Genomic DNA, 23,304 nt, shown 5'->3' on the forward strand with positions numbered 1-23,304 from the left:
TAAGGTCTTGTCTCTTTTGCGTCTTATATACTTGATATTCTTACTGTTTTCATTTTCTATTGTGGGGATCATACAACCATCCCCAAGTAAAGCAACGAACTTCTTCAAATGGTTGTCACAACATAACAAACAGACGCAACAACCACCGCAAATTATAGAACAAAAAATAAACAAGCCGCAAAAAAAGATCGTAACACAAAAAAACATACAAAAGCTAAAAAATGAGAACGCAAAGCGCATTCTTGTCATAGGAGATTTTACAGCTTCTGCTGTTGCCGATGCACTTAAGAAGTTTTTTATAGATAATAGTGATATCGTTATTATGAACAACACAATGCCAGCTTCCGGATTAGTTCGAACTGATTATTATTCTTGGCAAAGCAATATTTCTAAACTCATTAATCAAAATAACCCCGATGTCATTATCATGATGATCGGGGCCAATGATAATCAACCCATCATAGACTCTCATAGCACGATTAACACAGATCAATCAGAATGGATGCACATCTACAAACAAAGAATTATCGAAATTGCTGAAAGTCTTCATGCCTCTGGAAAATCGTGGATATGGATAGGTCAACCTTCTTTTGGAAATAACCTTTTGACACAAAAAATGAAAATTTTTAATGCGCTCTACAAACAAGTAACAGAAACAGCAGGAGGATATTTTCTTGATATCTGGAGTGGCTTTAGTGATGAAGAAGGAAACTTTTCTTTTTCAGGCTATGATATTAATGGAAAAATGACCAAATTGCGCACCAATAATGGCATGCATTTCACTTCTGAAGGAAAGAAAAAACTTGCTGCTTATTTAGAAAAGCCATTGAAAAATATTTCAAATTTTCATGCCTTTTCTCATGAAAATTCTTACTCAACCGATCAAGTTATTAAAAAACTTATACAAGAATCAGAGAATCAAGAGCCAAGTAATATTATGCGTCAGCCTCCAATGAGCCTTAATGATATGGTACAACAAAACACCCACCTCATAGGCAGGAAAAAATCAAGTTTTATAGAAAAATCATGGTTTCCACCAAATGGACATCAAAAAGATCGAGCTGATAATTTTTCTTTCCCATAATGTCTATTTAAAATACAAAATCTATTTCCCCTATAAACAAAAAGCGAATAAGATAAAAACACTGTTTACATAGCTATAATGAAGAGAAAATTTGCATAAATTGCAACTACATCTTTGCGAAGAATATGAAAACGGCATGGTTAGCACCATGCCGTTATATCTTACAATCCACGTTTGTTAATCATTGCCTCTGGTAAAGGCATCCGTCCCCGAAAAGCTTTATAAAGCTCCTCTGGATCACGACTTCCCCCAGCAGAGTAAATAAAACGTTTCAACTTATTAGCAAGCTCTGAATTAAAAACATCTCCCGTTTCTTCAAAAGCCTGAAAAGCATCAGCATCAAGCACTTCCGACCACATATAAGAATAGTAACCAGCGGCGTAACCATCCCCTGAAAATATATGCGTAAAATGTGGAGGACGATGGCGCATAATAATTGTATCAGGCATTTGCAGCTTGTCTAATTCTTGGCGTTCAAACACTGTTGGATCAGTGACTTTTTCTCCTTGGTGAAAAGCCATATCCACGAGAGCTGATGAGATAAATTCAACCGCAGAAAATCCAGCATTAAATGTCTGTGCTGCTAAAACTTTATCTATCAACTCTTGTGGCATAGGAAGCCCTGTTTTTGCATGTATAGCATAAGATTTTAATACTTCTGGTACAGTTAACCAATGTTCATAAAGTTGAGAAGGCAGCTCAACAAAATCACGCGAAACCGATGTTCCCGATACAGATGGCCATACAACATCAGAAAGCAAACCATGCAATGCATGCCCAAACTCGTGAAAAAGCGTACGTGCATCATCAAGAGATAAAAGAGCAACCTCCCCTTTGGATGGTTTAGCAAAATTACAAACATTGTAGATAATGGGCTTTTGTCCGCCTTCCAATTTATGTTGTGATTGCAAACTACTCATCCACGCACCAGACCGTTTTGAAGAACGTGCAAAATAATCACCAATGAAAAGCCCAAGTAAGCTTCCATCAGATTTTTTTACTTCCCATAAACGTGCATCAGGATGCCAAAGTGCAACAGCATTTTTTTCTTCAAATGTAATGCCAAAGAGTTTTTCTGCTACTCCAAAAGCCGCTTTAATCATATGATCAAGTTGAAAATAATATTTAATTTCAGCGCCATCAAAAGAAAACTTTTCAGTGCGAAGTTTTTCAGCATAATAACGCCAATCCGAAGCTGTTAAAGATTCATTGCTTCCCTGATTATTGGCAAAATTTTGTAATTCAATTTGCTCAGTAGAAGCCTTCGCTTTTGCTCGCTCCCATACAGGCATAAGCAAATTCATAACAGAATCAACACTTTTAGCCATAGTATTATCGAGTTTTAAATCCGCAAAAGATTTATATCCCAATAATTTAGCTTGCTCATCTCGAAGCGCAACAATCTCTAAAATAATGGTTCGATTGTCATTCTTGTTATTATTTTCACCACGTTTAGCCCAAGCTTGGAATGCAACTTTACGCAAATCACGACGATCAGAGAATTTTAAAAAAGGTTCAACAATTGAGCGTGCTAGTGTTAATGCATAGGCTTCTTCACTGCCTCTTTCGTACGCAATTTCTTTCATTGAAGCAATGAGATCTTCCGGTAAACCAGATAAGTCTGTTTGTTTTAAAAATAGAATCCATTCAGCTTCATCGTTTAAGACATTTTGCCCAAAAGTAGCATTTAAAAAAGCGAGTCTTTCATTAATTTCTACAAGCCGTTTCTTCGCTTTTTCATCTAATTTTGCACCATGACAAACAAACTTTTTCCACCATAATTCAAGAACACGTGTTGTTTCATTCTCAAATGTCCCCTGTTGCGACTGTTTATAAAGCATATCTATTTTCGCAAATATCCGCGCATCCATCATCATTTTTGAAGAATAACGAGAAAGTTTTACAACGAACTCTTGCTCTAGCTGTTGAATTAATACATTCGTATGAGCACTAGTGCGTAAGAAAAATATTGAACAGACACGATCAAGCGCTTTGCCGCAAAGCTCAAAAGGCTGCAAAAAATTCTCAAGCGTTGGTGGTTCTTGCACCATCGCAATTGCCTCTAGTTCTTCTTCTGCTTCTTGAAGTGCCTGTTCAAAAGCGGGTTTAAAATCTTCATCACTTATAGAAAAAAAATCAGGAAGACCTGAAAATCCCTTCCAGTCCAGCACTGCTGCTTTTGTCATAATACTTTATGTCTCCATTATAAATTTAGGCTGTAATCATTATCTTTACGACACAAATTGATAATATACTAAAACTATTTTGTGAGTTTCAAAACTACCTGTCAAAGCTCTATTGAAGTAAAAAACCTTAAGATCGTAAGATTCTCTCATTTCAGACCTGTTTATGTTGAATCAATCAAAATCACTTGCTTGTACATCACAAGCGGAGCTGGCGTGTGGGTAAAAGCCGTAATAAGAAAGGAATAAAAATAGCTCTTATGAACCGTCTTAAATGCTAAGAACACCTACAAGCTAGCAAAGTGTTGTGATGGTACTGGTTTGATCCTTCATAAGCATAAAGATGGAAGTGTTCAATGCATTTACCTTTATACCCTTCACAAGCGCCGTCGTGAAATGGGCTTGAATGCTCTTTGAGAGATATTTCTTAAAATAAGCGCGTGAAACTGCAATACAATGGCGTTCTGTTTTACGTGAAGGGACGGTTGCCCCATTACAAGAACGGAGGTTCCTACCAGTCTCTGGACTGTCAACAGTCCAGCTTATCTCGGCGGATTCTACCTGCTAACCACTCATGCAGTTTACTTCATAAGCGCAACAGATAAGCCCCTGCCCTGAATACGGATTGCGATATCTAAAAACACTTAATATGTAAAGCTTTTCATGCCTTATATCACCGCTCTAAACAACGGTGTTTGACGGCATAATAAGGTAAAAATGGGAACTGATTTTTACATTTACGCCTTCATATTATCCTCCAATCAAGCTGTATTCTCGTTTCAGCAATTCAGAAACTTGTTCATAACTGATAATTTATCCTTGACTTTAACTTAAAATATTAACAATTGAAAATATAGTCGGGGAGGTTTTTTTCAAATCTTCCATAAATTTTTGTTTTTATCTCATCTATTATTTAGATTTACAACTCCCCAACTCTTCAGGAGGTACTTTATCATGACTGAAATTAAAACGGCCTTCGACTTCAAAAATTTTTCTCCTGAAGCTCTCGCTGAAAAATTAAAAAATCAGCATTTTGCAGACTCTATTGATATCATCAATGATCTCGATATCATGGAACGAGTTACTATTCTTAGTCTTCTACCTCTTGATTATGTTATCGAACTTTTTGATAAACCAGAGCTTGAGCAACCTGCTGCTATTTTAGAACTTCTCCCTATAAATCGTGCGGTTGAAATTCTTGATGGCATGTCTGCAGATGCTGCTGCAGACGTCTTTCAAGAAATAAATAAAGAAACCCGTACACGGCTTTATGCCTTGCTTAAACCCTTAACACGTGCGGAACTTAAAAAACTTACCAGTTATCCTGATCATACAGCAGGAGCACTGATGACAACAGAGTTTATAGCCGTTCCTTCGAACTGGACCATACAAAAAACTTTGGATCACATTCGTGAAGTCGAGCGAACACGTGAAACAGTTTATACCAGCTATGTGATTGATCCTAAAACAGGTACTCTTCTCAAAGCTGTTTCACTGCGTAACCTTATTCTTGCCTCACCTGATGAACAAATTCTTAATGTCCCTACCCATGACTCGCCCATTACAATATCGCCCTTCACACATCATGAAGATATCGCACGCCTTTTCCAACGCCATGATCTTCTCTCTGTGCCTGTAGTTGATGAAAGTAACCATGTCATTGGCATTGTAACCGTTGATGACGTGCTTGATACTATGGTCGATGAGATGAATGAAGATGCCTATAAATTTGGGGGTATGGAAGCGCTTAATAAGCCCTATATGCAAATTAAGTTTCCTGAAATGATGAAAAAACGTGGCGGGTGGCTCGCTTTACTCTTTATCGGTGAAATGCTGACAGCAAGCGCTATGCAGCATTTCGAAACAGAACTCGAAAAAGCGATTATTCTTACACTGTTCATACCTCTCATTATGAGCTCAGGAGGAAATTCCGGCTCACAAGCTACATCCCTTATTATCCGTGCATTGGCTTTACGTGAACTCACATTAAAAGACTGGTGGAAAGTTATTATTCGTGAAATTCCAACAGGATTATCCCTTGGTCTCTTACTCGGAATTATTGGTGTTACGCGCATTGCTCTTTGGCAAAAACTGGGTATCTACGACTATGGCCAACATTGGATTGCTATTTCGACAACAGTGGGTACAGCTTTAGTTGGAATCGTTACCTTTGGTTCTCTTTCTGGATCTATGTTGCCTTTTATTCTTAAAGGTTTAAAATTTGATCCAGCAAGTGCTTCTGCTCCTTTTGTGGCAACTTTAGTAGATGTCATGGGCATTATAATCTATTTTTCTGTAGCTTCCCTCATTTTGTCAGGAACTCTCCTTTAAACATGTAAAGTAAAAACTCTTACTTATGGAAAAATCTTGTCATGTAACCTAAGATTCTTTCCATAAGAGAATAAGCTTTATTATTTTAGCGCACCGCTCTATAGATAATTTATTATTTTTTTTGAATAACAGCTCCGAATAGCGTAATTTCACCTCATCATAAAGCTTCTCATATTAAATCGATTAAAGTCATCTTCTTGCCAGTCACAAACGAGATCGGTGTATGGCTAAAAACTATTCAAGAAAAAATAAAATACTTCTTATATCATCTCTCTCTCGTATCAAAAACTGGCGCAATATTGACAGCTGAGAAAGAATAATAATGATGATACTCAACAAGCTTTATATTTCTTCACAAAGGCGTTAATAGTATACTATTCGCGTATGTTATATCATTTATGAGCCCTATCATGGAATGGATGTAGTGTACATTAAGCGATCTCTCTTAAGTACATGAATATGCAACAAAAAGTATATTCTGTTTAAAGTGTTCTGTTTGGCATGAAAAGCATACTCCTATTAGAGAATGCAATTAACAAAAAAGTGTAAGGCAATGCACTATCTCCATGGTTTAAAAAATATTACTTTAGATGCTTTTGAAATCATAAATTGGATTAACGGCAAAAATGGGAATTTTCTTTGGATACCTTCATATTCTTTCTAAATAAGACTGTATTCCGGGTTCATAAATAAATCAAAAGATATAACTCTTACCCTAATCTGGCATACAAAAGCTAGAACTTCTTATAAAATTCTTAATCGTCTCAATATTTACCTCAAATACACGATTGCATTAGATCTGGATTTTGATTGACAAGTTATTGAATAAGAAAAAGCTTTATTTAGAATAAAAATATTGTAAAATTGTCAATAAATTGGCTATGGATTGAGAGATATTCCGGATTTTTATCAATCTCTTTGCAAAACAACAACAACAATACCGCTAGCTTTATACTTACTTACTCTTACAAGAATTCATATAAATTTCTTGTGTCATATTGATAAAAATCAAATTGACTGTGATTTTTGGGATAATTCTTAGCTCGAGAATAGAACATACGTATTATAAAAAACTTTTACGAAGCTTCAGAAATTGAAGCTCAATAGAGCCTTAAAGACTTGGATAAATAGTTTTGCCATAAAAATATTGCCTCCATCTTCCAAAATTATAAAAAAACATGTAAAAGGTTTTCTAATAATCAGGCAAAGAATGTAAAGACTTTGCCTCAAATGAAATTTCATTAAACGAAAAGAAGAAAATTTATGCAATTGCGTAACATTGCCATCATTGCCCACGTTGACCATGGGAAAACAACGCTTGTAGACGGGCTTCTCAAGCAATCAGGAAACTTCCGTGATAATCAACGTACAAGCGAACGTATGATGGATTCAAACGATATTGAGAAAGAACGCGGAATTACAATCCTAGCGAAAGTGACATCTGTTGTTTGGAAAGATACTCGAATTAATATTGTTGATACACCAGGACACGCTGACTTTGGTGGAGAAGTTGAACGCATCCTCAATATGGTTGATGGAGCCATCGTCCTTGTTGATGCAGCTGAAGGACCAATGCCACAAACAAAATTTGTCGTTGGCAAAGCATTGAAAGTAGGTTTGCGCCCTATTGTTGCTATTAATAAAATTGACCGACCTGATGCACGCGTTGATGAAGTTATTAATGAGGTTTTTGACCTTTTCGCTGCTCTTGACGCAACTGATGAACAGCTTGATTTTCCCATTCTTTATGGTTCAGGACGCGATGGATGGATGGCTGAAGCCCCCGAGGGACCAAAAGATCAAGGATTAGGTCCTTTATTTGATCTTGTAACGCGGCATGTTCCTTCCCCTAGCGTCGCAGAAGGCCCGTTCCGCATGATTGGAACTATTCTTGAAGCGGATCCGTTTTTGGGACGAATTATTACAGGTCGTATTCATTCCGGCTCTCTAAAACCCAATCAAAATGTCAAGGTTCTGGGACAAGATGGAAAACTTTTAGAAACTGGGCGGATTTCAAAAATTCTAGCATTTCGTGGTCTAGAACGGCAACCTATTGAAGAAGGAAGTGCTGGTGATATTGTTGCGATTGCAGGTCTGCAAAAAGGTACCGTCGCTGATACTTTCTGTGATCCTACGGTTAATGAACCCCTTACTGCCCAACCAATTGATCCTCCTACTGTGACGATGAGTTTTCTCGTCAACGATAGCCCCCTTGCAGGAACTGAAGGCGATAAAGTAACAAGTCGTGTCATTCGTGACCGATTGTTAAAAGAAGCAGAAGGCAATGTCGCTCTTAAAATTGAAGAATCAGCCGATAAAGATTCTTTCTACGTTTCAGGACGAGGAGAATTACAGCTTGCAGTTCTTATTGAAAATATGCGCCGTGAAGGATTTGAGCTTAGTGTTTCACGTCCACGTGTTGTTATGCAAAAAGATGAAAATGGAACAATTCTTGAGCCAATCGAAGAAGTTGTTATCGATGTCGATGAAGAATATTCCGGTACTGTTGTACAAAAAATGTCTGAACGTAAGGGTGAAATGGTAGAATTACGTCCTTCTGGAGGTCATCGTGTCCGCCTTGTCTTTTACGCCCCAACTAGAGGACTTATTGGTTATCAATCTGAACTTTTAACGGACACACGTGGTACAGCAATTATGAATCGCCTTTTCCATGCTTATGAACCTTATAAAGGAGACATTGCTGGTCGCGTTAATGGTGTTATGATTTCTAATGACAACGGTGAATCTGTTGCTTATGCTCTTTTTAATCTTGAAGATCGTGGACCTATGATCATTGATGCAGGTGTGAAAGTCTATCAAGGTATGATTATTGGCATCCACTCACGCGATAATGACTTAGAAGTTAATGTGTTAAAAGGAAAAAAACTTACTAATATGCGCGCTTCCGGAAAAGATGAAGCGGTAAAGTTAACGCCTCCCATTAAAATGACATTAGAACGTGCCTTATCATGGATACAAGATGATGAACTTGTGGAGGTAACCCCTAAAAATATTCGTCTCCGCAAACTCTATCTTGATCCCAATGAACGTAAACGTTTTGAAAAAACACGTGCATCAATTTCAAGTTAATTTCATAATCTCTTTGGTAAAATATTTAATTGTATTGAGCCTCACTATATTCCAGAAAGGATGTCTCTATGAATATTAAGGAAATACCCGTAGGCAAAAATCCACCAGAAGATATTAACGTTATTGTGGAAGTCTCTCTTGGTGGTCAGCCAATAAAATATGAGATGGATAAAAAGTCGGGTGCATTATTTGTTGACCGTTTTCTTCATACATCGATGGTTTATCCTGGAAATTACGGTTTTGTCCCTCATACGCTTTCAGATGATGGTGATCCTATTGATGTCCTTATCTGTAATACCCGTCCACTTATACCTGGTTGTGTTATCAATGTTCGCCCCATCGGAGCTCTAATGATGGAAGATGATGGTGGTAAAGATGAAAAAATTATTGCCATTCCCACGACAAAATTAACAAAACGCTATATCAATATTCATGACTATACAGATCTGCCCGAGATTACACTCAAACAAATTGAACATTTCTTCAAGCATTATAAAGATCTGGAACCTGGAAAATGGGCTAAAATTGAAGGATGGCGTGATAAAAACTTTGCTCATGAATTAATTAAGCAAGCTGTTGAGCGCAATAAAAAAGTATAACGATTTTAATAAAATAAAGCCTATAAAAAATAGGCTTTGTTCTTTATTTTTTCTACGAGATGCAATCTCTAAAGGATTGCCATATCTGCTTTAGCTCTTCTAAATGTGTTGAAAAGTAAAGTTGTTTGTAGCGAGATATTGCGCCGCTTTTCAGAGAAATAGAAGAAGATGGGATTTTCCACTGCTTCGCAAGAAATTTAATGAGAGCTTTATTCGCTTTTCCATCTTCAGGAACAGCACGAAGGCGTATAACCAGATATTGCTTTTCACCATCCCTACATTCAACCCCTATTATTTTGTCAACAGATGATTTGGGAATGAGATATACAAATAAAATCAAGTTATTTTTATCAACTTGATAAAACATGTATTCGCCTCAAGTAACATTTCTATACATACATGTTTGCGTAAACACGCCACATAAAAGTACGAATAAAATAAATAATAACGAACACTATAATAGGTGAAATATCAATTGTTCCCAAATTTGGTAAAATTTGCCGGATACGGCTTAGAACGGGATTTGTAAGACGATATAGAAAGCTTCCTATCAAAACAACAAAGCGATTGCGTGAATTTATGATATTAAAGACATAAAGCCAAGAAAAAATGACACTAGCGATTAAAATATCAATATAAATCTCAAAAATCAAATCAATCGTTCGAAGCAATGCATAAATCATGCGTCATCCCTTTCAATCAAGGAAACAGAAGAGCGTATAGAAAACCTTCATTAAAGCAGGCCTGTGTATCAAAAAATGGTTTTATATTTCAATACTCTTTTTTCTTGAATAAAAACCAGACATCTAAATTCTTCATCTCTCTATTTAATGACGATGCAGTTAGAAAACAAATATCAAAATTAAAAATAGCACATAAAATAGAAGAAACGGCAAAAAATCTGAATATCCCTTATAGGATTAATCTTAAATCTCATCGTTTTAATTATTAATTATAAAAAACAAACAAACTAAAAGCGGCCTTTAAAAGGCCGTTTTTAATTTTAAAATTATTTTTGCAAAGCAGTCAAACGATTAAGAGCACTGCTAAAACCATCTAGCTGAATAAATAAATCATTCAAAGCTGGTTCACCTGCAGCAGCAATTGTCATCGCCAACTTTAACTGTTTTCCAGAACGCAAAGCTGCTACGTGATTTTTGTCAAAAACGACAGGAACCACACAACCTGCTGGCACACAAGTCCTTATACCAGTTTCAATAACAGCTTTCCCTTCATCAACTTGCAAACGAACAGGTTTAGAAACCAAAATGCCAAAAGGAACGGTTAAGCTACCTGATACAACACCCTCAGCATTGAGAATAAGGCTCATAGCCACAACAACACGCCCTTGCTCATTTACTTCTTGACGATGCATAAAGCAAACTTTTTTCCCTTCTTGTAACCCACAATTAATGGTCCACAAGCCATAGGTTTCAGTTAAAGAAGAAGCACCATTTGGTAATGTCTCTACTGCATCTTTTGGTGCAGAAGGCTTTGAACCTGTTGCAAATGCAACAGATGAAATACTCAAAAGAGTACAAACTATAAGTAAATTAAATAACTTTTTCATTTTATATCCCTGTTCTTTACATAAAAGAGAAACATATTTATTATTTATAAATTAATATAAAGCATCTCAATACAAAAAGCTTTCTTATAATCATATAGCTTTTATAACAACCGAAGGCTACCTCGAAATTCGCTAACAACTTTCATATAAACATGCTTTTTAAAAGAAACAACAATTAAAGGAAGGGTTTCTAGATCAACCCATTTCCATTGATCGAACTCCGCTTTATTGCCTTCTGGCGGCGGATTAATCGCAATTTCAGAAAGCTTTCCTGTAAACTGGAAAGCAAACCACTTTTGTATTTGTCCACGATATTTATTGCTTAATGTGCACCCAATAAGTTCTTGTGGAAAATCATAGTGAAACCAATTTTGTGCTTCTTTAATCAACTTTATAGATCGAATACCCGTTTCTTCATAAAGTTCACGATACGCTGCATCTAATGGTTTTTCATCTTCATCAATCCCTCCTTGAGGAAGCTGCCAACGATGAGATATGTCAATATCTGCATCTGGATGAATGGGCATCATTAAACGACGCCCAACCCACACTTTACCCTCATGATTAAAGACAACAATCCCAACACATTTGCGATATGGAAGAATCTTCAAATTAATACCTGCATCCATTTAATATTCCTCAAAATCGCAAGCTATAGATATCAATTCTCACTTTAACACATCCTTATTGGGATCTGGTGGAAATGCTGCATTTACCATTTCACCTCGTAATAGTTTATAGGCCTCATTCAATTGAATATCATCTTTAGGGTCTTTGGGAACAAAAGCAGCTGAACCAGATCCTTTATTACTCTCTCGTTTTCCTTTGATATGTCCTTTTAATGCAGACTCACCAACTTTTACATCATAACCCTTATATTTTTCGGGGAGTGGCTGCTCTACAATAATATCAGGCGTGATCCCTGTTCCTTGAATAGAAGTGCCAGATGGCGTGTAATAAAGTGCTGTTGTTAAGCGTAAAGCCCCATTTTCACCCAAAGGAATAATTGTTTGAACAGATCCTTTACCAAAAGACTGCGTCCCTAAAATTGTTGCACGACGATGATCTTGCAATGCACCCGCAACAATTTCGGAAGCACTTGCCGAACCACCATTAATAAGAACAATGAGCGGTTTTCCATTGATGACATCACCTGGCTTCGCATCAAATCTTGTCACATCACTCTTTTTGCGCCCACGAGTCGACACAATTTCACCTTTATTGAGAAAAGCACTCGAAACATTAACAGCTTGATCTAAAAGCCCACCCGGATTAAGCCGCAAATCAAGAACGTAACCTTTTAGCTTATCTTCAGGAATTTTAGATTGGATATCTTTAATTGCCGCTAGAAGATTATTTAATGTCTGCTCAGAAAACTGAATAACTCTCACATATCCAATGTCACCCTCAACCCGATATTTCACCGCTTTTACTTTGATAATATCACGAATAATCTTCACTTCAAATGGCTTATCAACGCCAGAACGAATAATTGTTAAGGTAATTGGCGTTCCAGGAGCACCTCGCATCTTATTAACAGCTTCATTCAATGTTTGACCATTCGTTTGTACATCATCAATTTTTGAAATAAGGTCTCCTGCTAGAATACCTGCTTTTGAAGCAGGAGTATCATCCATTGGTGAAACAACTTTAATTAAGTTTTTTTCCATAGTGACCTCAATACCAAGACCTCCGAACTCTCCTTTCGTAGAATCCCGCATATCCTTGGCTTCTTCGGCATTCAAATAAGATGAATGAGGGTCCAGTGATGTGAGCATGCCATTGATAGCATTTTCAATAAGCTTTTTATCATCTGGAACTGTAACATATTGCATACGCACACGCTCAAAAACATCGCCAAATATAGCTAGCTTTTTATATGCATTATCTTCATTATTCGCAGCAACAGACTGCACCATAATCATTGAACAGGCGCCGAGCAATACCCCAGCGACCAAAAGAATAACTTTACGAATCATTTTGGCTCCTTCTTATTTTTTCAGTCTGCCACCAAGGAGTTGGATTTACAGGTTTTCCCTGCTTTCTAAACTCAATGTAAAGCATTGGAGAAGTTTTTCCTATATCCAATGCAACACTGTTTGAAATAAATTGCATCTCCATTATACCCAGAGGCTCACCTGAAAGAACAAACTGCCCCTGTTTTACATTAATTCTCGACATTCCAGTAAGAATGATATGATAACCATTTCCAACGTTGAGAATGATTAAATGTCCGTAAGAACGAAATGGCCCAGCAAAAGCAACAAAAGCATCCACAGGTGATATAACAACAGCTCCTGACTCTGTTTCTATCGTTTCACCAAAGCGCGTAATCTGCGAACTTTTGTTAGAGTGATGTATTCTTTTTCCTGAAACAGGAAAAAGTAAAGAACCTTTTCGGCTTTCAAAATTGGACTGTTCTAACAATTGCAAACTTTTCCGTACCTGTACTGATGCATCAGAGCTAAGTTTTGACTGACGATCAAGCTCTAAAATCAATTCTTCCAAAGACTGCGCTTTTTTAGCAAGAGCAATATTTTTTCGTTGCTGTTCTGTAAGTTCTTTTTCTGATTTTGTTTGTAGTTTGTTTTTTTTGTCTAATAAAAGCTCTAAACGTTTTCGCTGCTCTGCTTGATTTTGCAGTTTTGTCTTTAATCCTGTATATTCCCTAGTAATGGAATTACTCAAATTGGTCAACTCCTTGAGTTTTACTGTTAAATCTCGTGTTTTCTCCTGCATCTGAGGAATAACTGTACCTAATAAAACAGAACTACGTATAGAAGCCAACGCATCCTCTGGCTGTATCATAAGAGCAGGAGGCGGATTCAATCCCATACGCTCCAAAATTGCAAGAACTTCTGCAAATTCAGCACGACGATTTTTTAAACTTTGATAGACTTGTACCCGCTTTTCTATCATTTTTTTAAGCTTTTCTTCCCTTTTAGCAATATCATCTGCTACTATACGTTCTTCTTTAGCCGCCTTTATGAGTGCATCACTCAAAACACGTTGATCTTTTTTTAAATGCTCAACTTGATGCATAAGAAAAGCAACACGCTCACGCGAAAGTGAAATATTTTGGCGAATTTCTCCCAATTCTTTATGGACTTCCGTACTCCTCATTGTATCTTCCGCATGCGATACAGAAAAGCAAAAAAACATACTCAAGAGCAGAATGACAAATATGACGCACTCCTCATATAAATATAGCATCTTTCTATGAAGAAGCTTTTTCATTTGCAAAAACCATGACACCTCATCGTATACATTAGAGATGCTTTAAATGGTGTCAGCTAAAACAATATTAATAAACATATAAATAAGTGCTAAAAATTGAACAAAAATATTAAAAACGATGATACGGATGATTATTTTCAATTGTTACAGCGCGATAAAGTTGTTCTGTAAGAAGAATACGTGCAATTTGATGTGGCCACGTCATCAAACCAAAAGATAAAAGAAAATCAGCACGCTTCCTTATTTGCTCATTATGCCCATCAGGTCCTCCCAAAGCAATGACGACATCTCGAATTCCCTCATCACGATAACACCTCAATTTTTCAGAAAAAGAAGTTGACGAAATCGATTCTCCACGCTCATCTAACACAATTAATCGACATTTTTCAGGTAAAAATTCAATAAGTTTTCTCCCCTCTTCCTCCATACGTTGACAAACTGTTTGAGCACGACTTTCTGGTATCTCTTGTAACTTTTTTAAATGAAAGCCTACAGCACCAGAACTTTTAGAAAAACGATCCAAATAATGTTGAACCAATGTTTGCTCTGCCCCACTTTTCATACGACCAACCGCAAAAATAGAAATTTGCATTTTAATGATCTCCGAAGAGAAGCAAAGCCGTATCATTTAAATCCGGCGTCATCCATATTTTTTCTAAATTATAAAAAAGACGAACTTCTGGACGAAAAAGATGAATGATAATATCACCTGTATCAATCAATACCCAGTCACCTCCAGCAAGCCCTTCTACACACGCAAGCCCCTGCCCACTATCTTTCCAAGTATGTAATAAATGATCAGCAACAGAAGATACATGACGCTGCGAATTTGCTGAAGCTATGATCATATAATCAGCCAAAGATGACTTCCCTCGAATATCAATAGCAACAATATCTTCTGCTTTTGTATCTTCTAAACTCTTGAGAATAACTTCAAGACTCTCACTAACAGAAAAAACTTTTTTTTCTTTTGAAGGCATAATATCATAAGAGTGTTTGTGTGCAACGTTTTTCAGATCAATATCCTTTCTTGTCGTTGTGTAATGTCAAAAAGAGACTTCTTTAGAAAGAAGCAGAATCTTATGAAATGTTCAAGAAAAATCATTCTTCTCCAAACGAAGGTTTGTTGAAGATTGAAAAGATAAAGGTCCATGCAAATAAGTCCAAACTGGCGGTTTTATAAAAGGTAAGCGCCCACTTTCTCTCTCATCCAAACGAAATCGGCGATAAATCTGTGCCATAGGAGAAAAGAGTGCCGACCTATGGCCTAAAGGACGATCAATAATTGCAATAGGAAGCATAGAGACAATATCACGCCATCGATACCAATGATGTATCGTTGTAAAACTATCCGCTCCCATAATCCATACAAAATTTACACCACTGTAATGGGTAAGAATATGGAAAATTGTATCTACCGATACTTTGCTCCCTATAGCTTTTTCAAAACCTGTCAAGCGAATTTTCGGATGGTCAATAAGTTTAAAACTTAATCGCATTCTCTCCTCTAAAGGGAGTAACTGTGTACAATCCTTTAAAGGATTGCCTGGACTAACCATCCACCATAACTGATCAAGATGTAAACGCCGAATGGCAATTTTTGCAACGAGAAGGTGCCCCGCATGCGGCGGATTAAAGGAACCACCAAAAAGACCTACAACATTAGACCTTTCAACATGTGGCATACAATTTTTCCATGGAAAAAATAGGCTTTTCAAACTCTAACCTGACCATTTCCTTTAACATGATATTGAAATGATGTTAGCTGTTCAACACCTATGGGACCACGTGCATGCATTTTTCCTGTTGCGATACCAATTTCCATTCCAAAACCAAATTCACCTCCATCAGCAAACTGTGTCGATGCATTGTGTAATAAAATAGCTGAATCTAAATGATTAAAAAAGATCTTCACCACTTCCAAATCCTCAGCAATAACCGATTCCGTATGTCCTGATGAATAACGCTTGATATGAGCAATAGCTCCCTCAACCCCCTCAACCGTTTTAACAGAAAGAATAGCATCAAGATATTCATGTGACCAATCTTCTTCAGAGGCTAATTTTACATCTGGCATAAGAAAAACAATATCTTCTGTGGCGCGAATTTCACATCCCTTCTCCTGTAAAGCAGTTAAAACAGGAAGAAACTTTTTTAATGCTTGGCTGTCAATGAGAACTGTCTCAACAGCACCGCATATCCCTGTTCGCCGCAGCTTTGCATTTAAAACAATATTGCGTGCCATATCTAAATCTGCCGATTTATCAATATAAATATGACAAAGTCCCTCCAAATGAGCAAAAATTGGAACACGTGCATCAGACTGAACGCGGGCAACAAGGCTCTTTCCACCACGTGGTACGATCACATCAATCGCTCCATCCAATCCTTTGAGCATTTCCCCAACGGCAGCACGATCTGTCGTTCCAACCATTTGGATAGCATCTTTGGGTAAACCAGAGCGCTCTAATCCTTGTACCAACGCACAATGAAGTGCATGAGAAGAATGAAAGCTATCCGAACCACCGCGCAAAATCGCAGCATTGCCCGCTTTTAAACACAAAGCACTCGCATCAATTGTAACATTTGGGCGACTCTCATAAATAATGCCAATTACACCAAGAGGTGTTCTTACACGACTTATATGAAGCCCATTGGGGCGTGTCCACGCACTTATGACCTGCCCAACAGGATCAGATAAATGAGCAACTTGACGAACACTATCTATCATTGCACCCAAACGCAATTCATCTAATCTAAGCCGATCAATCATTGCTGCTTTCAAATTATTCTGAGCAGCCTTCTCTAAATCCAAACAATTCGCCTGTAAAATTTCATCTGAGTAAGCCTCTAGGCTTAAAGCGATCATTTCCAATGCATTGTTCTTTTGCTCAGAAGAAGCAACAGCCAATGCTGCAGCGGCATAGCGTGCTTTTTGTCCCATATCTTTCATTTTTTCTTCTAAAGTCATCGTATCATCCACTCTGCCAAAATAATAAAAACAAAAGTAACTTTTTTAAACAGAATTGATCAAGTAACGTACAATCATATCATTACGATGCACCATAGCAGAGCGCGCCTCATACCCGAGAATAGCTTCAATTTCTTCACTTTTATGTCCTATAATGCGTACAGCCTCATCTTTGTCATAGCTTACAAGTCCACGCGCAATCTCAACTCCATCTGTACCAACAATTGCAACCGTATCCCCACGCTGGAAATTTCCCTCAACGCCAATAACCCCTGCTGCTAATAATGATTTTCCTGTTTCAAGAGCCCTAATGGCTCCTTGATCAATCGTCAAAACACCAGATGGATCTAAATGACCAGAAATCCATGTTTTCCAAGCATTGACAGATTTCTTACTTGCTGCAAAAAAACTCTTGCGTTCACCTTTGTCAATTGCAGCAAGGGGATTCATACGTTTGCCTGAGGTGATAATCATCGCCGTTCCAGCAGCATTAGCTATTTTTCCGGCATCAAGCTTAGTCTTCATTCCTCCCCGCGAAAACTCTGAAGCAGCAACATCTGCCATTTTTTCGATATCATGCGTAATGGATGCAACAAAAGGTATAAATTCAGCCGTAGGATCTCTATGGGGAGACTTTGTATAAAGACCATCAATATCAGATAAAAGTATTAAAAGATCTGCCCTCACCATTGTTGCCACACGTGCAGCTAAACGGTCATTATCACCATAACGAATTTCAGTTGTCGCAACAGTATCATTCTCATTAATAACAGGCACAGCCCCCAAATATAAAAGCATCTCAATCGTTGCACGTGCATTGAGATAACGTCTTCGCTCCTCCGTATCAAATAAAGTAAGCAAAATTTGGCCTGTTTTGAGCCCATGTTGAGCAAGCGCATCACCATAGGTTTTCGCTAACTCAATTTGCCCCAAAGCAGCACATGCCTGACTTTCTTCCAATTTCAAAGCCCCCTTAGGAAGCTGTAGCAATGTCCTTCCTAAAGCAATAGCCCCTGAAGACACCAATAATATCTCTACACCTTTTTTGTGTAATCCAACAACATCACTGATCAAACTTTTAAGCCATTCAACCCGTAACCCTGTCTGAGGATCAACCAAAAGTGCAGATCCAATTTTGACCACGATACGTTTATAGTGTGTGAGTTTTTGCAATCCAACAGCCATCTCAATCAATCCTGCTATCCCCACCGTTCTCCTCTTTACGTGAAATTTCAATAATACGTGCACCAGCACGCAGCACATTTTCTAAACCTTCGCGACTAACCGCAGAAAACATCATAACAGGTTGATCCGTTACTCTTTGTAAAGCTTCCTGTTTCGTTTTACGCTCGTCAACCGTGAGCGTATCTATTTGGCTTAAAGCGACAATTTCAGTCTTATTACTTAGATTGTTTCCATAAGACTCAAGTTCATGACGCACAATTTGATATGCTTTTGCAACATCTTCTTCTTGAGCAGAAATCAAATGAAGGAGGACACGACAACGTTCCACATGTCCTAAAAAACGGTCTCCAATTCCCACCCCTTCATGGGCTCCTTCGATTAACCCCGGAATATCAGCCAAAACAAATTCACGACCATCAATTCGTACAACACCAAGATGAGGATGTAGAGTGGTAAAAGGATAATCTGCAACTTTTGGTTTTGCAGCCGTCACAGAAGCTAAAAAAGTCGATTTCCCAGCATTTGGTAAACCAACAAGTCCCGCATCAGCAATTAACTTCAAACGAAGCCATATTGCACGCTCTTCTCCAGACAAACCTGGATTTGCACGACGCGGTGCCCGATTTGTCGATGTTGTAAAGTGAAGATTGCCAAAACCGCCATTCCCGCCTTTTGCAAGGCGATAGCGCTGTCCCACTTCCGTTAAATCACAGATTAACGTTGTATTATCTTCTTCAAAAATTTGCGTCCCAACCGGAACTTTAAGGATGACATCATCACCCTTCTCACCCGTCATATTACGCCCCTTGCCATGTCCCCCTGTTTTTGCTTTAAAATGTTGTTGGTATCGATAATCAATCAGCGTGTTAAGCCCATCAACAACAAGCACCCAGACATCACCTCCCCGCCCCCCATTCCCCCCATCAGGCCCCCCAAATTCTATGAATTTTTCACGACGAAATGATACTGCTCCAGAACCTCCATTACCAGAACGAATATAAACTTTAGCTTGATCAAGAAATTTCATTGGAAGCGCTCACTGAGGAATCAATCTTTCTACCTCTATAGGCAATATATTAATTTTACCAGCTTTTCATCATTGTTAACAGAGAAACTCTAAATATCTCTGAATAACTATTTGAAAAAATCATCATACTTAAATACATGCGTAAAGTTAAGCTTTTTCAAATACGTAAGTAAAGTTAAGCCTTCTTAAAAGAAGGTGCTATTCTTGTATTTTTGTTTTTCCCTTAAATTCAAGCGCTAAAAGATAAAGCTCCACTGATTCTGATCGGCTTGCGGGTGGTTTAACATGATAGACTTTTTTAAAATGCTGTTTTAGTATTGTGAGAAGAGTGTTTTCTGCTCCACCTTGAAAAGCCTTTGCCAAAAAATGCCCACCAGGTTTTAGAACAGAAAGAGCAAAATCAGCAGCAACTTCACATAAATAAATCGTTCTTAAATGATCTGTTTGACGATGTCCTGTTGTTGGTGCAGCCATATCAGAAAGTACAACATCCGGCTTTGTTCCTAAAGCATCAATTAATTTCTGCGGTGCATCTGCATGTAAAAAATCCATTTCCAGCATCACAACCCCAGGCAACGGATCAACATGCAAATAATCAATACCAACCACGCTAGGCTTTTCATCACTTGACCCTATTATATGCCCAGCCACCTGACACCATCCCCCAGGTGCTGCTCCTAGATCAATAACCTTTTGTCCTTTTTTCAAAAAACTATAACGTTCATTAATTTCAATGAGTTTATAAGCCGCACGTGAACGATAACCATCTACTTTTGACTGATGAACATAAGGATCATTCAGATGCCTCTCTAACCATCGCCGTGATGAAGCTTTAATGGTTCCTGCTTTCTTTTTTACGCGCTGATATAATTCATGTGACCCTGAACCTCCATAGCCACCCTTGGGTGTTTTTGTTATTTTTTTCATCGTTATTCATTGTCTCCATATTTAGTTCTCTAACGCTTGAAATCTCTGCTCTTTCTATGACGACACCATACACCATCGCGTAACATCAGCTCTATTAAAATTCCTTCCCTTAATCCACGATCAGCAACCCTTAAACGCTGACTTGGCCAAACTTCTCGAATAACATCTAAAATTGCACAACCAGCTAAAACTAAATCTGCTCTCTCTCGCCCAATAAAAGGACTTATTACGCGTTTTTCTATATCCCATGACAATAGGCGTTTTGTCATAAGAGTAATGTCTGCATCATTCATCCAAATGCCATCCACTTTTCTTCTATCATAACGCTCTAAATTAAGATACATTCCTGCTAAAGTCGTAACTGTACCAGAGGTTCCCAAAAGATGAAACTTCGGACCTTGCGCTAACTCTCCTAATTTATGACGATCTGAAAAATTATTTAACAACCTTCGCACATAGCTTTTCATTTTTTCAAAATCGTCTAAACTAATATTATTTCCTCCAAAACGTTCAGCAAGTGTAACAACACCAACAGGAAGAGAAGTCCAAGCGATAATCTGTCCAGATAAACGAAAAGAACGTTTTTGAGAAACATCAAGGAGAACAATTTCTGATGATCCTCCTCCAATATCAAAAAGCACAATTGCATCAATATTTGGCTCAACAAGCGTACTGCACCCTGTAACCGCAAAACGCGCTTCTGTTTGCCGATCAACAATTTCCAATTCAAGACCTGTTTCATCCAAAACACGCTGAATAAAATGCCTACCATTTTCCGCTGAACGGCAAGCTTCCGTTGCAATCAAACGATAACGCTTAATATGCCTTTGTTTTAATTTTAAATGACAAATCTTTAATGCTTCAATCGCACGATCCATAGCTTGCGTATTAAGAAAACCGTTATTTATTAAACCTTCTCCCAATCGTACAATACGAGAAAAAGCATCAACAACACGAAAATATCCAGGTTTACTGGGAGATGCGATAAGAAGACGACAATTATTCGTTCCCAGATCAAGCGCCGCATAAAGAGGTGGGGATTTTACTTGAGAAAACCGTCGAAGAAAAGGAACTTTGAGTTTTTTTGTTTTTTGAGCTCCTATCATTGTCTGACCATGAAACTCAAAAGCTGTTTCCGATTGAATAAAAACCTGTTTCTGTTTACAATATTTTTTTCTCTGTTGTCCCTTTATATCAACAAATATGGAGTGTGCCTCTGTTCGTGACAATGCAGAAAGATTGTTTTTATTACTACCACACGGATCATAGAACTGATCTGCTTCAGTATCGCATGTTTCTCCTCGCTCTGACTCTTTTGAACCATAATTTAACGGGGTCATTTCTCTCATCCTTTGAGCGTTTCCCCCAATAAATAAACGCAAAAACTCTTCTACTCACTCCTAAATAAAGCAACAATGCAGCATCAAATAATAAAAGAAACCATTCCTTCTTTTTCTATCATCAAAATTTTCTACGCTAGCATTATTCAGATTTTGGTATAATCTTTTGGTTGTTTTCATGAAATCATTCTTCTCTTTATGAATTGAAAACTATAAATTAATCGTTTACGTTCACATTAATTTTTATAAATTATGCTCTTTTCTTTATACCATTTACCGGAGCACACCTCTATTGTAACAAACCTACACTATCATACTATTTGCTGACTCTTAAGGTTACAACAACCTATACATTAGTACGGTTTATAAGAAAAATTTTTTTAATCTCGTTATCCACACACGAGCCTCGTTTGTTATATACAATGAAATAGCTTTGATTATGCTGGAATAAAAGTTCTGTAGTACTACACAATGCAATTACAATAGCTGTTATTTTGTGAATACCAATAAAAACTATCGTTCAAAAAAACCCCTAGAATTATAAATTTATCTGAAAAATATTAATACATAACCAGACCGCTTAAAAAAAGAATTTAGTCTACTCATTATTGTAAGAAATAAATCGATTATTTCTAATCTTTTTTATTTTTAATAACTAACGAAATCTTTCTTTAAGCATTACGGGAAACACTAACTTGATTTTCTATTACATATAAAGAACTTACTGTGACTTTATATTTCATAAAACTCTCACTATTTCCAACAAATCATCTCGATATCATATTATATAAAACTTCTTACTTATTTAATCTTATAATTTACACTCAGAAATATAATACAACAATTTATGGAAAAATGACTCTTGTTAAAAATACTCGATGGATTCTAAGGACGGAAAGAATTAAGTGCTGCATTTAACCCTTTAAATGGTACAGTAAAAGAAAATACCTTACCTTCTTTAGTTTTATAGGAAATACGTACCTTATTGTTCTGCTCTATTTGTTTAGTCAAAACCGGCCCTACAGGTGATTGTGCCAAACAAACCGTTTCATTACATTGCGTATAATTAATAAGAACAGGTTTTTTAACACCTTTTACAAACATTTGAATCGGAACATTTATATCAGAATTTGGCAATGTTCGAAAAAGCATCACTGCTTGACCACTTGTCGTAGAAACAAGAGACCAACTAAAAATGGTATTTCCTTCTTGATCATGAACCGTCTGTGTCACATTACATATACCTTGCTTATGTTTGAGCTTTTGTTTTTCGTCACAAATCAAAGTCCAATCATAAAACTGCATAATAATTCGACGTGTTTCGCCAGGTTCTCCCTTAGGTATCGATAAGTGCGGTGGATGCACTGTATAAATATTATTGTTCTCGTTGGCAAAGCTCTCGCTCTTGCCTATTAAGGCAAGAGCAAACAGAATCTTTACTAACATACTTCTCGTTTTTACAATAACAGCCATTTTTTCTATTATCATCTCAACCTCAGAGTAATTCCAGCACCTATTCCCCAATGACCTCCAGCACTTGTCACAGACACATTCGAGCGAATATTTCCATCTTCAGATGTATAACCAGCACCAATAGCAAGTGCAGATTGACTGCGCCACAAACCACTCCCAAATGAAACACTTAAAGATCCTGGTATATCATAGTAACGTAAGTTGGACACCGCTAGACCAATAGCAGCAGCTTGTCTTGCTTCTTTCCGAACATCCTGAATAGCATAATTCAATGTCTCAAACTTCAT

21 protein-coding genes are annotated in these 23,304 nt (G+C 37.4%); 4 read left to right on the forward strand and 17 right to left on the reverse strand.

Annotation, left to right across the window (positions count from 1 at the left end):
- Positions 1-7: 7 nt before the first annotated feature.
- Positions 8-1,084: an SGNH family hydrolase gene (locus tag ACFIM8_RS04715; protein WP_375608008.1), complete on the forward strand. Its 1,077-nt coding sequence runs from the start codon at positions 8-10 to the stop codon at positions 1,082-1,084.
- A gap of 161 nt (positions 1,085-1,245) precedes the next feature.
- Here ACFIM8_RS04715 and ACFIM8_RS04720 read toward each other — a convergent pair whose 3' ends face one another.
- A complete protein-coding gene (locus ACFIM8_RS04720; RefSeq protein WP_375610566.1) occupies positions 1,246-3,270 on the reverse strand; it encodes a M3 family metallopeptidase in 2,025 nt (674 codons plus the stop codon).
- A 951-nt stretch (positions 3,271-4,221) separates the two neighbouring features.
- Between ACFIM8_RS04720 and mgtE the strand changes: the two genes are divergently transcribed.
- The 3 genes from mgtE to ppa all read left to right on the forward strand — a co-directional run bounded on the left by mgtE (position 4,222) and on the right by ppa (position 9,287).
- Positions 4,222-5,598: a magnesium transporter gene (mgtE, locus tag ACFIM8_RS04725; RefSeq protein ID WP_375608006.1), complete on the forward strand. Its 1,377-nt coding sequence runs from the start codon at positions 4,222-4,224 to the stop codon at positions 5,596-5,598.
- A gap of 1,263 nt (positions 5,599-6,861) precedes the next feature.
- The gene (gene typA, locus ACFIM8_RS04730) at positions 6,862-8,688 is read left to right on the forward strand and encodes a translational GTPase TypA (RefSeq protein ID WP_375606747.1); all 1,827 of its coding nucleotides are present in this window, start codon (positions 6,862-6,864) and stop codon (positions 8,686-8,688) included.
- 68 nt (positions 8,689-8,756) lie between these two features.
- Positions 8,757-9,287, forward strand: coding sequence for an inorganic diphosphatase (gene ppa, locus ACFIM8_RS04735; RefSeq protein WP_375606746.1), 531 nt, complete (start codon positions 8,757-8,759; stop codon positions 9,285-9,287).
- Between the two features lie 52 nt (positions 9,288-9,339).
- Here ppa and ACFIM8_RS04740 read toward each other — a convergent pair whose 3' ends face one another.
- From ACFIM8_RS04740 to ACFIM8_RS04815, 16 genes are all read right to left on the reverse strand, one after another.
- On the reverse strand, positions 9,340-9,654 hold the full coding sequence (locus ACFIM8_RS04740; protein ID WP_375606745.1) for a DUF167 domain-containing protein: 315 nt from the start codon (positions 9,652-9,654) through the stop codon (positions 9,340-9,342).
- 22 nt (positions 9,655-9,676) lie between these two features.
- Complete coding sequence (locus ACFIM8_RS04745) at positions 9,677-9,970, reverse strand: YggT family protein (protein ID WP_375610568.1); 294 nt, start codon at positions 9,968-9,970, stop codon at positions 9,677-9,679.
- 326 nt (positions 9,971-10,296) lie between these two features.
- Complete coding sequence (locus ACFIM8_RS04750) at positions 10,297-10,857, reverse strand: invasion associated locus B family protein (RefSeq protein ID WP_375606743.1); 561 nt, start codon at positions 10,855-10,857, stop codon at positions 10,297-10,299.
- A gap of 101 nt (positions 10,858-10,958) precedes the next feature.
- Complete coding sequence (locus ACFIM8_RS04755) at positions 10,959-11,486, reverse strand: RNA pyrophosphohydrolase (RefSeq protein ID WP_375606742.1); 528 nt, start codon at positions 11,484-11,486, stop codon at positions 10,959-10,961.
- 39 nt (positions 11,487-11,525) lie between these two features.
- A complete protein-coding gene (locus tag ACFIM8_RS04760; protein WP_375606741.1) occupies positions 11,526-12,836 on the reverse strand; it encodes a S41 family peptidase in 1,311 nt (436 codons plus the stop codon).
- Complete coding sequence (locus ACFIM8_RS04765) at positions 12,826-14,070, reverse strand: murein hydrolase activator EnvC family protein (protein ID WP_375610579.1); 1,245 nt, start codon at positions 14,068-14,070, stop codon at positions 12,826-12,828. Before ACFIM8_RS04765 ends, ACFIM8_RS04760 begins: the two co-directional genes overlap by 11 nt.
- A 133-nt stretch (positions 14,071-14,203) precedes the next feature.
- Positions 14,204-14,686, reverse strand: a complete 483-nt coding sequence (gene rlmH / locus ACFIM8_RS04770) for a 23S rRNA (pseudouridine(1915)-N(3))-methyltransferase RlmH (protein ID WP_375610571.1) — start codon at positions 14,684-14,686, stop codon at positions 14,204-14,206.
- Position 14,687: 1 nt separating this feature from the next.
- Positions 14,688-15,074: a ribosome silencing factor gene (gene rsfS, locus ACFIM8_RS04775; protein ID WP_375606739.1), complete on the reverse strand. Its 387-nt coding sequence runs from the start codon at positions 15,072-15,074 to the stop codon at positions 14,688-14,690.
- 111 nt (positions 15,075-15,185) lie between these two features.
- Positions 15,186-15,779 (reverse strand): nicotinate-nucleotide adenylyltransferase, encoded by a 594-nt coding sequence (locus tag ACFIM8_RS04780; RefSeq protein ID WP_375606738.1) that lies wholly within the window; start codon positions 15,777-15,779, stop codon positions 15,186-15,188.
- A 29-nt stretch (positions 15,780-15,808) separates the two neighbouring features.
- Complete coding sequence (locus tag ACFIM8_RS04785; RefSeq protein WP_375606737.1) at positions 15,809-17,065, reverse strand: glutamate-5-semialdehyde dehydrogenase; 1,257 nt, start codon at positions 17,063-17,065, stop codon at positions 15,809-15,811.
- Between the two features lie 45 nt (positions 17,066-17,110).
- The gene (gene proB, locus ACFIM8_RS04790; RefSeq protein ID WP_375614582.1) at positions 17,111-18,250 is read right to left on the reverse strand and encodes a glutamate 5-kinase; all 1,140 of its coding nucleotides are present in this window, start codon (positions 18,248-18,250) and stop codon (positions 17,111-17,113) included.
- A gap of 1 nt (position 18,251) precedes the next feature.
- Positions 18,252-19,277, reverse strand: a complete 1,026-nt coding sequence (gene obgE / locus ACFIM8_RS04795; protein WP_375614580.1) for a GTPase ObgE — start codon at positions 19,275-19,277, stop codon at positions 18,252-18,254.
- A 198-nt stretch (positions 19,278-19,475) separates the two neighbouring features.
- A complete protein-coding gene (locus tag ACFIM8_RS04800; RefSeq protein ID WP_375606735.1) occupies positions 19,476-20,204 on the reverse strand; it encodes an RlmE family RNA methyltransferase in 729 nt (242 codons plus the stop codon).
- A gap of 29 nt (positions 20,205-20,233) precedes the next feature.
- Positions 20,234-21,544: a Ppx/GppA phosphatase family protein gene (locus tag ACFIM8_RS04805; protein WP_375607993.1), complete on the reverse strand. Its 1,311-nt coding sequence runs from the start codon at positions 21,542-21,544 to the stop codon at positions 20,234-20,236.
- Between the two features lie 885 nt (positions 21,545-22,429).
- Complete coding sequence (locus ACFIM8_RS04810; RefSeq protein WP_375606733.1) at positions 22,430-23,032, reverse strand: invasion associated locus B family protein; 603 nt, start codon at positions 23,030-23,032, stop codon at positions 22,430-22,432.
- Positions 23,029-23,304: YadA-like family protein (locus ACFIM8_RS04815; RefSeq protein ID WP_375606732.1), on the reverse strand; the 276-nt coding region annotated here is incomplete at its 5' end. The genes ACFIM8_RS04815 and ACFIM8_RS04810, both read right to left, overlap by 4 nt.

Source organism: Bartonella sp. AC535YNZD (assembly GCF_042196625.1).
In the GTDB taxonomy this organism is placed as follows: Bacteria; Pseudomonadota; Alphaproteobacteria; order Rhizobiales; family Rhizobiaceae; genus Bartonella.

Excerpts from the sequence above, each read along its gene's own strand:
- ACFIM8_RS04720 (WP_375610566.1), bottom strand. The coding sequence starts at position 3,270 with ATGACAAAAGCAGCAGTGCTGGACTGGAAGGGATTTTCAGGTCTTCCT.
- mgtE (WP_375608006.1), top strand. The coding sequence starts at position 4,222 with ATGACTGAAATTAAAACGGCCTTCGACTTCAAAAATTTTTCTCCTGAA.
- typA (WP_375606747.1), top strand. The coding sequence starts at position 6,862 with ATGCAATTGCGTAACATTGCCATCATTGCCCACGTTGACCATGGGAAA.
- ppa (WP_375606746.1), top strand. The coding sequence starts at position 8,757 with ATGAATATTAAGGAAATACCCGTAGGCAAAAATCCACCAGAAGATATT.
- ACFIM8_RS04740 (WP_375606745.1), bottom strand. The coding sequence starts at position 9,654 with ATGTTTTATCAAGTTGATAAAAATAACTTGATTTTATTTGTATATCTC.
- ACFIM8_RS04745 (WP_375610568.1), bottom strand. The coding sequence starts at position 9,970 with ATGATTTATGCATTGCTTCGAACGATTGATTTGATTTTTGAGATTTAT.
- ACFIM8_RS04750 (WP_375606743.1), bottom strand. The coding sequence starts at position 10,857 with ATGAAAAAGTTATTTAATTTACTTATAGTTTGTACTCTTTTGAGTATT.
- ACFIM8_RS04755 (WP_375606742.1), bottom strand. The coding sequence starts at position 11,486 with ATGGATGCAGGTATTAATTTGAAGATTCTTCCATATCGCAAATGTGTT.
- ACFIM8_RS04760 (WP_375606741.1), bottom strand. The coding sequence starts at position 12,836 with ATGATTCGTAAAGTTATTCTTTTGGTCGCTGGGGTATTGCTCGGCGCC.
- ACFIM8_RS04765 (WP_375610579.1), bottom strand. The coding sequence starts at position 14,070 with ATGCTATATTTATATGAGGAGTGCGTCATATTTGTCATTCTGCTCTTG.
- rlmH (WP_375610571.1), bottom strand. The coding sequence starts at position 14,686 with ATGCAAATTTCTATTTTTGCGGTTGGTCGTATGAAAAGTGGGGCAGAG.
- rsfS (WP_375606739.1), bottom strand. The coding sequence starts at position 15,074 with ATGCCTTCAAAAGAAAAAAAAGTTTTTTCTGTTAGTGAGAGTCTTGAA.
- ACFIM8_RS04780 (WP_375606738.1), bottom strand. The coding sequence starts at position 15,779 with ATGCCACATGTTGAAAGGTCTAATGTTGTAGGTCTTTTTGGTGGTTCC.
- ACFIM8_RS04785 (WP_375606737.1), bottom strand. The coding sequence starts at position 17,065 with ATGACTTTAGAAGAAAAAATGAAAGATATGGGACAAAAAGCACGCTAT.
- proB (WP_375614582.1), bottom strand. The coding sequence starts at position 18,250 with ATGGCTGTTGGATTGCAAAAACTCACACACTATAAACGTATCGTGGTC.
- obgE (WP_375614580.1), bottom strand. The coding sequence starts at position 19,277 with ATGAAATTTCTTGATCAAGCTAAAGTTTATATTCGTTCTGGTAATGGA.
- ACFIM8_RS04800 (WP_375606735.1), bottom strand. The coding sequence starts at position 20,204 with ATGAAAAAAATAACAAAAACACCCAAGGGTGGCTATGGAGGTTCAGGG.
- ACFIM8_RS04805 (WP_375607993.1), bottom strand. The coding sequence starts at position 21,544 with ATGACCCCGTTAAATTATGGTTCAAAAGAGTCAGAGCGAGGAGAAACA.
- ACFIM8_RS04810 (WP_375606733.1), bottom strand. The coding sequence starts at position 23,032 with ATGATAATAGAAAAAATGGCTGTTATTGTAAAAACGAGAAGTATGTTA.